This window comes from Achromobacter sp. 413638, assembly GCF_043119405.1.
Lineage (GTDB): Bacteria > Pseudomonadota > Gammaproteobacteria > Burkholderiales > Burkholderiaceae_B > Achromobacter.
In genome coordinates, this window is record NZ_JBICCO010000048.1 from 36425 (window position 1) to 49143 (window position 12719).

The following is a 12719-nucleotide window of genomic DNA, read 5'->3' on the forward strand; positions in this document are numbered from 1 at the left end:
GGGCGCAGTCTAGGCCGCCAGCTCGGGGTCTCCGAGGCGGATACAGGCCACATGATGCCCCGGGCCGACATTGGCCGCCGGCGGCAGCGGCGCGGCGCAGGCCTCGGTCGCGTGCGGACAGCGGGTGCGGAACACGCAGCCCGACGGCGGGTTGACCGGGCTGGGAATGTCGCCCTTGAGCAGGATGCGCGAGCGCGGCGCGCGCGGGTCCGGCACCGGCGCGGCCGACAGCAGGGCGCGAGTATAGGGGTGGCGCGGCCGGGCGTATACCTCGCTGGTGGGGCCGCGTTCCATCACGCGGCCCAGGTACATCACCACGACTTCGTCGCACAGGTAGTCCACCACCGCCAGGTCGTGGGCCACGAACAGCATGGTCAGGCCCAGGTCGCGCTGCAGGTCCTGCAGCAGGTTCAGCACCTGCGCCTGGACCGACACGTCCAGCGCCGAGACCGGCTCGTCGGCCACGATGAAGTCCGGCTCCACCGCCAGCGCGCGGGCGATGCCGATGCGCTGGCGCTGGCCGCCCGAGAACTCGTGCGGATAGCGGCGCGCGTGGTCGGCGTTCAGGCCGACGCGTTCCAGCAGTTCGCCGATGCGAGCCGCGCGGCGGTTCTGCGCCAGCTTGTGCGTGTCCAGCGCCTCGCCCAGGATCTCGGACACCGTCATGCGCGGGTTGAGGCTGGCGTAGGGATCCTGGAACACGATCTGCATGCGGCGGCGCCACGGCAGCATCTGCTTTTCGCTGAGGTTCGTGATGTCCTGGCCGTCGAACAGGATGCGGCCGGCGGTCGGCGCGAACAGGCGCAGCAGCGCGCGGCCGGTGGTGGTCTTGCCCGAGCCTGACTCGCCGACCAGGCCGACGATGGTGTTGCGCGGCACGTCGAAGGTGACGCCGTCCACCGCCTTGACCATGGGCGCGTTGCGCGACTGCGAGGTCGGGAAATGGACCTTCAGTTCCTCGATGCGCACCAGCGGATCCGCGGCGCGGACGACGGGCTGGCGCGAGCGGCCGGCGGCGGCCGGCTCCAGGGCCGGCGTCGCGGGAATCTCGTTCTGGGGGAGGGCGTTCATAGCGGAGTCACCTTGATGCAGCGCGCACGGTGCTCGGGCTGCACCGGAATCAGTTCGGGCACGTCGCGGCGGCAGCTGTCGTCGGCCTGCGGGCAGCGCGGCGCGAAGGTACAGCCGGCCGGCAGCGACAGCACGCTGGGCACGTTGCCGGGAATCGCGCGCAGCCGTTCGCCCGAGGCCAGCAGGGCGGCGGTGGGCAGGCAGGACAGCAGGCCGCGCGTGTACGGATGCGTGGGCTTCTCGAACAGATCGTAGACGCCCGCGTCCTCGACCACGCGGCCGGCGTACATCACCGCCACGCGGTGCGCGATCTCGGCCACCACGCCCAGGTTGTGGGTAATGAACAGGATGCTCATGTTCATCTCGGCCTGCAGGCGGCGCAGCAGGTCCAGGATCTGCGCCTGCACGGTCACGTCCAGCGCGGTGGTCGGCTCGTCGGCGATCAGCACCGCCGGGTTGCAGGCCAGGGCCAGCGCGATCATCACGCGCTGGCGCATGCCGCCGGACATCTGGTGCGGGTACTCGTTGACGCGGCGCTCGGCCGCCGGAATCTCGACGCGCTCCAGCATTTCGCGGGCGCGGCGCAGGGCGTCGGCGCGCGAGCCGCCCTCGTGCAGCAGGATGGCCTCGGCGATCTGGTCGCCCACCGTGTACAGCGGGTTCAGGCTGGTCATGGGCTCCTGGAAGATCATGGCGATCTCGGCGCCACGGATGCGCCGCAGCGTGGCGGGCGTGGCCCGCGCCAGGTCATGCTCCTGGCCCTTGCGGTCGCGGAAGCGGATCTTGCCGGCCTCGATGCGGCCCGCGGGCTTGGGCAGCAGGCCCATGATGGACAGGCTGGTCACGGACTTGCCGGAACCGGACTCGCCCACGATGGCCAGGGTTTCGCCGCGGGCCAGGTCGAAGGTGACGCCGTCCACGGATTTGGCCACGCCGTCGCGGCTGTGGAACCAGGTCTTGAGTCCTTCAACGGACAGCACGACGTCTCGGGTGCTTGCCGACATGATCAAAGCTCCTTGCGCAGGCGCGGGTCCAGCACGTCGCGCAGGCCGTCGCCGACCAGTTGCAGCGACAGCACCGAAAGAATGATGGCGATGCCGGGGAAGATCATGATCCAGTCGGCCGAGCCCATGTACTGCTGGCCGGCGTTGATCATGGTGCCCCAGGTGGGAATGTCGGGCGATACGCCCACGCCCAGGAACGACAGGCCGGCTTCGGCCAGGATCGCGTAGGCGAAGATGAAGGTGCCCTGCACCAGGATGGGCGACACCAGGTTGCGCAGCACGTGCACGCTGATGATGCGCCAGGTCGGCACGCCCAGCGCGCGCGCGGCCTCCACAAAGGGCAGCTCGCGGATCACCAGCGTCGAGGCGCGCACGATGCGGGCCAGGCGCGGCGTGTACACGATGCCCAGCGCGATCACCACGTTGGTCAGCGACGGGCCCAGCGCGGCCACCAGCGAGATCGCCAGCAGGATGTCCGGGAAGGCCATCATGGCGTCGATCACGCGCGAGACGATCTTGTCGGCCGAGCGGAAGAAGCCGGCGACCAGGCCCAGCGCGATGCCCAGCACGCTGGACAGCACCACCACCGAGAAGCCCACCGTCAGCGACAGCCGGCCGCCGTGGATCACGCGGCTGAATACGTCGCGGCCGAAATCGTCGGTGCCGAACCAGTGCGCGGCGCCGGGCGCCTTGAGCCGGTTCATGATGGACAGCTTCATGGGGTCGTAGGGGCTGACCCAGGGGGCCAGCAGCGCGGCGCCGATCAGCACGATCAGCACGATCAGGCTGATCAGCACGGTCTTGCGCGAAACCAGCAGGCGCAGCACCTGCCAGCGGTCCGCGCCGCCGGGAGTTGCGGTAATTGCATTCGTCATATCAGTGCTCCAAAACGCCACGCGTTGCCGACAACGCACGAGAGGATGCAGCCCCATCGGGATGCCGCGGAGCCGGCTTTGCCGGGCCGCAGGCATGCCCCCTCGAGGGGGAAGCGCGCAGCGCTGCGGGGGTGGGCCTCCATCAATAGCGGACGCGGGGGTCCACCAGTAGGTACAGCAGGTCGATGAACAGATTGATCAGCACGTAGATCGCCGCGATGATCAGCAGCGCGCCCTGGATCACCGGGTAGTCGCGCCGCAACACCGCCGACACCACCAGGCTGCCCACGCCGGGCAGGCCGAACACGGTCTCGGTCACGACCGCGCCGCTGATCAGCAGCGCCGTGGTCAGGCCCAGCACCGTCAGGATGGGGATAAGCGCGTTGCGCACCGCGTGCTTGAGGATCACCTGGCCTTCCGGCAGGCCCTTGGCGCGGGCGGTGCGCACGTAGTCGTCGCGCAGCACGTCCAGCATGCTGGCGCGGATGAAGCGGGTGATCAGCGCCGAGTTCACCAGGCCCAGCACCACCGCCGGCAGGATCAGGTGCGACAGCCGCGTCGCCAGCGAGGCGTCCGGGCCGCCGTAGCCGGCCACGGGCAGCCAGCCCAGCTTCACCGAGAAGACCTGCATCAGCAACAGGCCCAGCCAGAAGCTGGGCACGCTGGAGGTGAACATCGAGAACGACAGCACCGACTGGTCCAGCGTGGTGCCGCGCTTGACCGCGGACAGGATGCCCACCGGCAGCGCGATGGCGCTGGCGATGATGAGCGACATCAGCGTCAGCAGCAGCGTGGGTTCGGCGCGGTCGGCCAGCGCCGACAGCACAGGCTTGTTCATGAAGATGGATTGCCCCAGGTCGCCCTGGACCAGCTTGCCCAGCCAGCTCACGTACTGCACGGCGAAGGGCTGGTCCAGTCCGAGCTGCGCGCGCAGCGCGTCGATGTCCTGCTGGCTGGCCTGGGGGCCCAGCATGACGGCGGCCGGATCGCCCGGCGTGATGCGGATGATCACGAACACGATGGTCGCGACGATGAACATCACGGCCACCAGCCCGACCAGCCGGTTCAAGAGATAACGCAACACGATGGTGTCCTAGATCAAGGCGAAAACTCGGGGCATTCCTGCAAGGGGCGGGGCGGCGGCCCGACCGGCCCGCCGCCCCGCGCATCGCTTACTTGGCGCTCTTCCAGGCATTCCAGAAGAACGGCCACGGCGCCGGCTTGGTGCCCTGCAGCGACGGCGAGCGCGCGCCCTGGGCGTTGAAGTCCCCGACCTTGATGAAGGGGATCTCGTCATACACGGCCTGCTGCACGTCGGCCCAGCGCTTGACGCGTTCTTCCTGGGTGCGCGCCTGGTTGTACGCGTCCATGACCTGGGCGCGGCGCGGCGTGTCCCACCAGCCCGGCGCGTCCTTGGACGGGAAGTCGATCAGGGCGGGTTCGGGCAGGAACACGCTGTGGGTGATGAAGATGTCCCACACGGCCGGATCCTGGCGGCGCTGCGTCAGCGTGGCCCAGTCCACCACCTGCATGTCCACCGTGAAGCCGGCGGCCTTCAGGTACTCGGCGGCGACCAGCGCCATCTTGTAGTGGAACTCGTACTGCTGGCTGGTCAGGATGCGGATCTTCTTGTCGGCGACGTTGGCGCCGTCCAGCAGCTTCTTGGCGGCGGCGGTGTCGGCCTTGTTGTAGACCTTGCCGCCCAGCGACGTGGCCCAGGGGTAGCCCTCGGGGTACAGGTCGCCGTTGAGCTTGTAGAACTCCTTGTTGCCGAAGGCGGCGAACAGCATGTCCTCTTCGTTCAGCGCCAGCTGCACGGCCTGGCGCACGGCCAGGTTGGACATGATGCCCTGCTTGGTGTTGAGCACCAGGCGCGGCCAGCCGAAAGGCTTGAGCATGACCGGATCGGAGCGGCCGCCCTTGAGCTTGTCCAGCGATTCCACCGGCAGCGAGTCGACGTAGTCGAACTGGCCGGCCACGGCGGCTTCGGTGCGGGTGTTGGCGTTGCTCACCGGCACGAAGCGGATTTCGTCCAGGTACTGCTTGCGGGCGCCGCCGTAGCCGTCGGGCTCGCCTTCGCGCTGCTTGTAGCCGTCGAAGCGCACCAGCTGGATGTACTGGTCCGGCACGCGCGCCTTGAGTTGGTAAGGACCGGTGCCGACGATCTCGGTCAGGACCGGGGCGATCTTGCCCTTGGGCATGATGACGGCGGCGGCGTTGTTCATGGCCAGCAGCGCGGTCAGCGGCGAGTAGGGCTGCTTGAGCGTGATGCGGATGGTGTTGGCGTCGGGCGCCTCGATGCTGGAGATGACCTTGGCCGCGCCCTTGCCGCGCGTGGCGGTTTCGGTCCAACGCTTGAGCGAGGCCAGCACGTCGGACGAATCCATCTTCGAGCCGTCGTGGAAGGTGATGCCCTGGCGCAGCGGAATCGTGTAGACCAGGCCGTCGGCGCTGATCTCGGGCATCTTGTCGGCCAGCAGCGGGGTCAGGTTCCACTGGGCGTCGAAGGTGTACAGCGTTTCGAAGAAATGCTGCGTCAGGATGCCGACCAGATCGGCGGTGCTGCCCATCGGATCCAGCGTCGGCGGCTCGCCGATGGTGGCGACCGAGATCGTGCCTCCCTTGACCGGCGTCGGGGCGCTGAAGGCAGGGGCGGACAGGGTGGTCAAGCCGATGGCGCCGGCCAGCAGCAGGCGTTGCAGCCCGCCGCGCCGGGAGGTGCGGAAGTTCATGTCTCTCTCCAGAGGGTCAAAAACAGTTGTCGCGTGATTCAGGAAAGCGCCGGGCCGTCCCAAGTTTTTCCCCCTTGGGGGCCTGGCGCATTACCGCAGGGGGCGCTTCTTAGAAAAATGTTTCCGCGACGTCGATGACGCGGTATTGCTCGTCCACCAGCAGGACCTGGCGCCACTTGTCGAACGTCAGGCAGGGATGGGAGATATCGAAGGCGATCATGTCGCCGACCTGGATGTCGTCGCCTTCGCTGATCTGCATGAAGGCATGCTGATCCATCATGGCCGTCAGCTTCCAGTGCGCCGGGGCGGCGCCGGGGGCGGCCTGGCCGGGACGGTAGCGCTGGGCCGGCGTGGGCAGGCCGGCGTCGAAAGCGGCGTCGCGCTTGCCCAGCGCGATGATGGCGCGGCCCGGCTCGGGCAGCGATTGCACATAGGCCCAGACCTGCAGCGCGGGTTGCAGGCCCGGATCCATCTTGCGGGCCACGGGGTTGTGCGCGTTGATGCGCTCGGCGGCCGAGCGGTAGACGCCCACGTCGTGCGACAGGTAGCAACCGGGGCGCAGCACCACGTCCAGCGGCGCGCCGATATCCAGGTTCGAGAATTCCTCGGCCACCACGTCGAACCAGGCCGAGCCGGCGCCGGAGATCAGTGCCGGGCCGTTCTTGCGCAGGCGGCCCGCTTCGGCCAGGCCGCGCAGCGCGCCGGTGGCGCGGCGCAGGAAGGCGCGGATGGCCTGTTCTTCCTGCAGCACGCCCTCGTAGACTTCGATGCCGGCCAGGGCCAGCGCGGGCCAGCGGGCGATCTCGTCGGCCACCGCCTGGAATTGCGCGTCGTCGCGCACGCCGGTGCGGCCGCCGGCCGGGCCCAGCTCGATCAGCACGGGCAGCGTCAGGCCCTGTTCGCCGAAGTAGGCGCCCAGGTGGGCGGCATTGGCCGGCGAATCGATGATGCAGAAATAGGTGAAGTCCGGATCCTGGCGCAGGATGCGGGCGATGATGGCCATGTTGGCGCGGCCCACCAGCTGGTTGGCCATCAGCACGCGGCGGATGCCGTGGTTGTGCGCGGCCTGCACCTGGGGCGCGTTCGCCAGCGTGATGCCCCAGGCGCCGCCGTCGATCTGGCGCTGGAACAGGGCCGGGCTCATGGTGGTCTTGCCGTGCGGCGCCAGCTTGACGCGGTAGGCTTCCATGAAGCGCTGCATCCATTGCAGGTTGTGGCGCACGCGGGCTTCGTACAGCACGGCGGCCGGCAGGCTGACGTCCTCGGCCAGCAGATTCCAGCCCAGGTCCGCCACGCCGGCGGTGGTACAGGAAGCCGGGAAGGCGCCGAGGCCTTTGCCGTTCACGTCCAGGGGGGCTGCGGGGAAGGAGGAGATGCTCATGGCGCTGGCGGGTCTTGGTGGGCAGTCTTGGAAAATATTTACGGGAAATCCGTTTTTTTTCATTATCGTGAAAGAAATTTACAAGCGGGAGCTGGGGGTTTCCCTAAGACGCCCGTCTCGGGGCGGAAGGCGCGACAATGGAGGGCCGCGTAGCCGCGCGGGCATCGCCCGCCAGGGCGTCACCGCCCGGCCGCCACTCCGTTTCGAGGAAAAACCATGCTGAAAGTCGCCTTGGGCCAGTTCGCCGTCAGCCGCGTCTGGGAAGAAAACGCCCAGGTCTGCGAGGACCTGATGCGGCGCGCCCGCGAGGCCGGCGCCGGCCTGCTGATCCTGCCGGAAGGCATCCTGGCCCGCGACATCACCGACCCGCAGATCGTGCTCAAGGCGGCCCAGCCGCTGGACGGCCCCTTCGTGTCCCGCCTGCTCGCCGCCAGCCGGGGCTCGCGGCTGGCCACCCTGTTCTGCGTGCACGTGCCCACGGGCGACGGCCGCGTCTGGAATACCCTGGTCACGCTGCGTGACGGCGAGATCATTTCCGAGTACCGCAAGCTGCACCTGTACGACGCCTTCAACATGAAGGAATCGACCAACGTCACGCCGGGCGACCGGATCCCGCCGCTGCTGGAGATCGACGGCCTGAAAATCGGACTGATGACCTGCTACGACGTGCGCTTCCCGGAAATGGCCCGCCGCCTGGCGCTGGACGGCGCCGACCTGCTGGCGCTGCCGGCGGCCTGGGTGCGCGGTTCGCTCAAGGAAAACCACTGGGAAGTGCTGGTGACGGCGCGGGCGCTGGAAAACACCTGCTACGTTGCCGCCACCGGCGAGTGCGGCGAGCGCAACATCGGCCGCAGCATGGTGGTGGATCCGCTGGGCGTGGTGACGGCCAGCGCGGGCGAGGGGCCGGCGCTGGTGGTCGCCGAGATCGATCCCGAGCGGCTGGCGCACGCGCGCAAGGTGCTGCCGGTGCTGGCCAACCGCCGCTTCGCGGCGCCGGAGCTGGCCTAGAGCGGCCGATGCGCCAGCGTCATTGAATCAGCAATCCATCAAACGTTGTTCCAGGCATAGCCCATGCAAATCGAATCCATCGCCATCAAGAACTATCGGCTTTTCCGCGATACGAAGCTGGAGAACATTCCTAGGCTTTGTGTGCTCGTCGGCGCCAACGGCACCGGCAAGTCGACCTTGTTCGATGTGTTTTCGTTTCTCAAGGATGCCTTGTCCATGAATGTGGCCAAGGCGCTTGCCAAGCGCGGGGGATACCGCGAGGTGGCAAGTCGGGGCTGCGCTGACGAGCCTATCGAAATCACGCTGCAGTTCCGGTTGGAAATCACCGGCCGTGAACGGCTTGTGACCTATGTGCTCAGGATTTCCCGGGACGAGGATGGCAAACCGTTCGTCGAGCGCGAGGTGCTGCGCTATAAACGCGGCGCCTATGGCGCGCCGTTCCGGTTCCTGGATTTTTCAGCCGGGAAAGGCTATGCCATCACGAACGAAGAGGACTTCTCCCTGCCGGACGAGGAATTGACGCGCGAGGAGCAAGCTTTGGACGCGCCCGACATTCTTGCCATCAAGGGATTGGGGCAATTCGAGCGCTTCAAGGCTGCCAGCGCGTTTCGCTTGATGATCGAAAATTGGCATATTTCCGACTTTCATGTCTCCGAGGCGCGTCCCAGCCAGGAAGAGGGTTTTGCCGAGCATCTTTCCACCAGGGGCGACAATCTTCCCTTGGTGGCCAATTACCTGTTCGAGCATCATCGCGACCGCTTTGATCGCGTGCTGCTCGCCATGCAACGCCGTGTTCCCGGCGTATCGGTGGTGGAACCCAAGCAGACCGAGGACGGCCGGTTGGTGCTCCGCTTCCAGGATGGCAGCTTCAAGGATCCTTTCATCGCTCGCCACGTGTCGGATGGCACGATCAAGATGTTTGCCTATCTGGTGCTGCTCAATGATCCAAAGCCCTATCCGTTGCTGGCCGTTGAGGAGCCCGAGAATCAGCTCTACCCTGAACTGCTTCCCGAATTGGCCGAGGAATTCCGCGACTATGCCGAGCGTGGCGGGCAAGTCTTCATATCGACTCATTCTCCGGATTTCCTCAACGCGTTGACGCTCGACGAGATCTATTGCCTGCGCAAGGACCAGGGGTTCACCGCCATTACGCGGGCCAGCGATTCCGAAAACCTGAGATCGTTGTTCGAGGCGGGAGATTTGCCCGGCTATCTGTGGAAGCAAGGGCTGTTCGAGGGACTCAACAAGGACGTGAGCTGATGCAGGGTCGTATTGTCTTCTTGCTTGAAGAACCTTCAATGCGGGTCTTGCTGGATGATTGGCTGCCGCGTCTATTCCCGGGATGGGTGGATGGTCAGCAGTTTTTATGCATACCGCATGAAGGCAAGAGCGACCTGGATCGCAGCATTGCGCGAAAGCTGGCTGCCTGGCGCATTCCCGGGGACCATTTTGTCGTCCTGCGGGACAACGACGGCGCCGATTGCGTAGCCGTGAAACGCAGCTTGCAAGCGTTATGCGCCCAAGGTGGTCGGCCTGAAACGATGGTGCGCCTGGTTTGCCAGGAGCTTGAGGGTTGGTATCTGGGAGACCTGGCCGCGTTGGCCGCAGCCTTTGACGAGCCAAAGGTGGATACCACGGCGCATCGCAAGCGTTTCAAGGATCCCGATGCCTGGCAAAAACCGTCCGTTGAAGTCAAACGGCTGGTTCCGACTTTTCAAAAGATGGGGGGCGCACGCGCCATGGCCCGCCATCTGTCCCAGGAAAACAATGGATCCCACAGCTTGAGGGTCTTCGTGACGGGCTTGCGCGGTCTCGCTGAAGGCTTGGGGTACCAGGGCACGGCGACTCGTTAGGCGGTGGCCGGTATCCTGCCGTGGTGTAATGCTGTCTTGAAACCCTTGCCTTATTCCCCCATCTGCTGCCAATGAGCAACGATCTCTTCGCGGCCGATCCTGCCCATCGGCCTTACGTGCCCCTGGCCGAGCGCCTGCGTCCGCGCACGCTGGCCGACGTGGTCGGGCAGTCGCACCTGCTGGGCCCGGACAAGCCGCTGCGCGTGGCCTTCGAATCGGGCCGGCCGCATTCCATGATCTTCTGGGGGCCGCCCGGCGTGGGCAAGACCACGCTGGCGCGCCTGATGGCCGACGGCTTCGATGCCCAGTTCATCGCCATTTCCGCCGTGCTGGGCGGCGTCAAGGACATCCGCGACGCCGTCACCGTGGCGCAGGTGGCGCAGGGGCAGGGACGGCGCACCATCCTGTTCGTGGACGAGGTGCACCGCTTCAACAAAGCCGTCAACCACCATATAAATCAACAACTTAAAAAGCCGATTGTGCAATTATTTGTGCTTCCCCGTTGTTCAATGGGGGTGAAACATGGCTGATCTGTTCGCACAAGAGCCTGTTGCACCACTGGCAGAAGCACTCCGTCCCAAGACTTTGGATGAGGTGATTGGGCAATCCCATCTACTGGGTGAAGGCAAGCCCTTGAGACTGGCTTTCCTATCTGGAAAACCACACTCCATGATCTTCTGGGGCCCACCTGGTGTTGGGAAGACCACTCTTGCAAGGCTGACTGCTACAGCCTTTGACTGTGCATTCATAGCACTGTCTGCGGTCTTCTCTGGTGTCAAAGACATCAGGGGTGCGATGGAACAAGCAGAACAGAATCTTGCTCAAGGCAAGCACACCATTCTGTTCGTAGATGAAATTCACAGATTCAATAAGTCCCAACAAGATGCTCTTCTTCCCTATGCAGAAAGTGGCTTGGTCACTTTCATAGGTGCAACGACTGAGAACCCATCTTTTGAGGTGAACTCTGCCCTGCTGTCTCGTGCTCAGGTCTATGTACTGAAATCTTTGACAGAAGATGAGTTGAAGCTTCTGCTGAAACGAGCACAGGAAAAAGCACTTGATGGACTGGACTTTGACGACTTGGCACGAGACACCATCATTGGCTATGCCGATGGTGATGCAAGAAGGTTCTTGAACCTGCTGGAACAGTGCAAAACGGCTGCTGGCGCTGCTGGTGTTCAGAAGATTGATGCTGACTTCATCCAGAATGCTTTGACACTGAATTCAAGGCGTTTTGATAAGGGTGGAGACAACTTCTATGACCAGATTTCAGCCTTGCACAAGTCGGTTCGCGGTTCCAATCCTGATGCTGCTTTGTATTGGCTGACAAGGATGTTGGATGGTGGTGCTGATCCAAGGTATCTATCCAGAAGAATTGTTAGGATGGCCTGGGAAGACATAGGACTTGCTGATCCAAGAGCCATGCAGATAGCCAACGATGCGGCTACAACCTTTGAACGGTTAGGAAGTCCTGAAGGTGAATTGGCACTTGGACAGGCTGTGATTTACCTAGCTGTAGCTGCCAAGAGCAATGCTGGCTACAACGCCTACAACCAAGCAAGGGCCTTCGTGAAGCAGGACAAGAGCAGAGAAGTCCCTGTTCATCTCCGCAATGCTCCTACCAAGTTGATGAAGGAACTGGGCTATGGGCATGAGTACAGGTATGCCCATGATGAACCCAATGCCTATGCTGCTGGTGAAACCTATCTTCCTGATGGAATGCAGGAGCCTGGTTGGTATCAGCCAGTTCCACGAGGATTGGAAATCAAGATTGGTGAAAAGCTGAACCTGCTGAAGAAGTGGGATGAAGAAGCTGGTAAAAAGTAATAATGGAAAGCACTCGTATGAGTGCTTTTTTTTAAATTAAAACCAAGGGATTAACATGAAGCTGTCTGTAGACCTTAAGAACTGCTATGGCATCAGTGAATTGGTGCATGAATTTGACTTCGGCAACAGCAATGGATATGCCGTTTATGCGCCAAATGGCTTCATGAAAACTTCGTTTTCAAAGACTTTTGATGATCTAGCTAAGGGACGGGACACTAAGGACTTGATCTTTCCAGATAGGGCATCAAGCAGAGTCATTAAAGATGATGCTGGAAACGACATTGCTGCTGATTCAGTGTTTGTTGTAGAGCCATACAATGCCGATTTTTCATCTGAGAAGACATCACTACTTCTTGTGAATAGTGAGGTTAAGCGGAAGTATGATGATGCCCTCAAGGAGATTGCAGATAAACAGTCATCTTTGTTTGCGAAGCTGAAACAGTTATCTGGTTTGACTGGTAGAACGGTCACTCCTGAAACCGAAATATTGAAATGCTTTGGAAAGAAGTCACTTGCTGAACTTGTAGAGTCATTGGAAGAACAAGTAAAGGCCGGCACTCCTTCGCAGCTTTCCACTGTGGTCTATGCAGAAGTTTTCAATGACAAGACAGTTGGGCTTCTGGATTCTGGGTCAATCAAAGATCAGCTAGAAGAATATATCCAAAAATACAACGAACTGGTTTCCAAGTCTGACGTCCTCAGTAAGCAATTCAATCACTACAGCGCATCAACTGTTAACAAGCAACTCAAAGACAATGGATTTTTTGAGGCAAAACATTCAGTAAATCTCAGAACCAAAGATGGGATGAAAGAGATTTCCACTGCTGACGAGCTTGCTGAAAAGATTGAAGAGGAACGAAAGAAGATTCTGACCGACAAGGATCTTGCTACCAAATTTGATGCCATAGATAAGAAAATCCAAAACACTGAGCTACGGAAGTTCAGAGACTACCTCTTTGATAATCAGC

General features: G+C 62.8%; 11 protein-coding genes and 1 pseudogene. 6 read left to right on the forward strand and 6 right to left on the reverse strand.

Translation table 11 applies throughout. From position 1 onward, the window contains the following. Positions 1 to 9 precede the first annotated feature (9 nt). The 6 genes from ACEU5R_RS19160 to ACEU5R_RS19185 form a co-directional block, all read right to left on the reverse strand. Positions 10 to 1071, reverse strand: a complete 1062-nt coding sequence (locus ACEU5R_RS19160; RefSeq protein ID WP_233772736.1) for an ABC transporter ATP-binding protein — start codon at positions 1069 to 1071, stop codon at positions 10 to 12. Further along, positions 1068 to 2075 (reverse strand): ABC transporter ATP-binding protein, encoded by a 1008-nt coding sequence (locus ACEU5R_RS19165; RefSeq protein ID WP_103272893.1) that lies wholly within the window; start codon positions 2073 to 2075, stop codon positions 1068 to 1070. Before ACEU5R_RS19165 ends, ACEU5R_RS19160 begins: the two co-directional genes overlap by 4 nt. A 2-nt stretch (positions 2076 to 2077) precedes the next feature. Next, on the reverse strand, positions 2078 to 2950 hold the full coding sequence (locus ACEU5R_RS19170; RefSeq protein WP_103272894.1) for an ABC transporter permease: 873 nt from the start codon (positions 2948 to 2950) through the stop codon (positions 2078 to 2080). 142 nt (positions 2951 to 3092) lie between these two features. Next, positions 3093 to 4034 (reverse strand): ABC transporter permease, encoded by a 942-nt coding sequence (locus ACEU5R_RS19175; protein ID WP_103272895.1) that lies wholly within the window; start codon positions 4032 to 4034, stop codon positions 3093 to 3095. A gap of 88 nt (positions 4035 to 4122) precedes the next feature. After that, positions 4123 to 5682, reverse strand: coding sequence for an ABC transporter substrate-binding protein (locus ACEU5R_RS19180; RefSeq protein WP_392411243.1), 1560 nt, complete (start codon positions 5680 to 5682; stop codon positions 4123 to 4125). 109 nt (positions 5683 to 5791) lie between these two features. Beyond that, complete coding sequence (locus tag ACEU5R_RS19185) at positions 5792 to 7063, reverse strand: amino acid deaminase (RefSeq protein WP_103272897.1); 1272 nt, start codon at positions 7061 to 7063, stop codon at positions 5792 to 5794. 216 nt (positions 7064 to 7279) lie between these two features. Between ACEU5R_RS19185 and ACEU5R_RS19190 the strand changes: the two genes are divergently transcribed. The 6 genes and pseudogenes from ACEU5R_RS19190 to ACEU5R_RS19215 form a co-directional block, all read left to right on the forward strand. After that, positions 7280 to 8071 carry a deaminated glutathione amidase gene (locus tag ACEU5R_RS19190; protein WP_392411244.1) on the forward strand — a complete coding sequence of 264 codons (792 nt, stop codon included), beginning with the start codon at positions 7280 to 7282 and terminating at the stop codon, positions 8069 to 8071. A 63-nt stretch (positions 8072 to 8134) separates the two neighbouring features. Then, a complete protein-coding gene (locus ACEU5R_RS19195) occupies positions 8135 to 9331 on the forward strand; it encodes an AAA family ATPase (protein ID WP_392411245.1) in 1197 nt (398 codons plus the stop codon). Then, a complete protein-coding gene (locus tag ACEU5R_RS19200) occupies positions 9331 to 9924 on the forward strand; it encodes a DUF4276 family protein (protein ID WP_392411246.1) in 594 nt (197 codons plus the stop codon). The genes ACEU5R_RS19195 and ACEU5R_RS19200 overlap by 1 nt, the downstream gene beginning before the upstream one ends. A 71-nt stretch (positions 9925 to 9995) precedes the next feature. Beyond that, the gene (locus ACEU5R_RS19205; protein ID WP_392411248.1) at positions 9996 to 10454 is read left to right on the forward strand and encodes an AAA family ATPase; all 459 of its coding nucleotides are present in this window, start codon (positions 9996 to 9998) and stop codon (positions 10452 to 10454) included. Further along, positions 10447 to 11751 carry a replication-associated recombination protein A gene (locus ACEU5R_RS19210; RefSeq protein ID WP_392411249.1) on the forward strand — a complete coding sequence of 435 codons (1305 nt, stop codon included), beginning with the start codon at positions 10447 to 10449 and terminating at the stop codon, positions 11749 to 11751. Before ACEU5R_RS19205 ends, ACEU5R_RS19210 begins: the two co-directional genes overlap by 8 nt. 55 nt (positions 11752 to 11806) lie before the next feature. Next, positions 11807 to 12719 (forward strand): annotated as a pseudogene (locus ACEU5R_RS19215) (hypothetical protein); the annotation flags it as partial.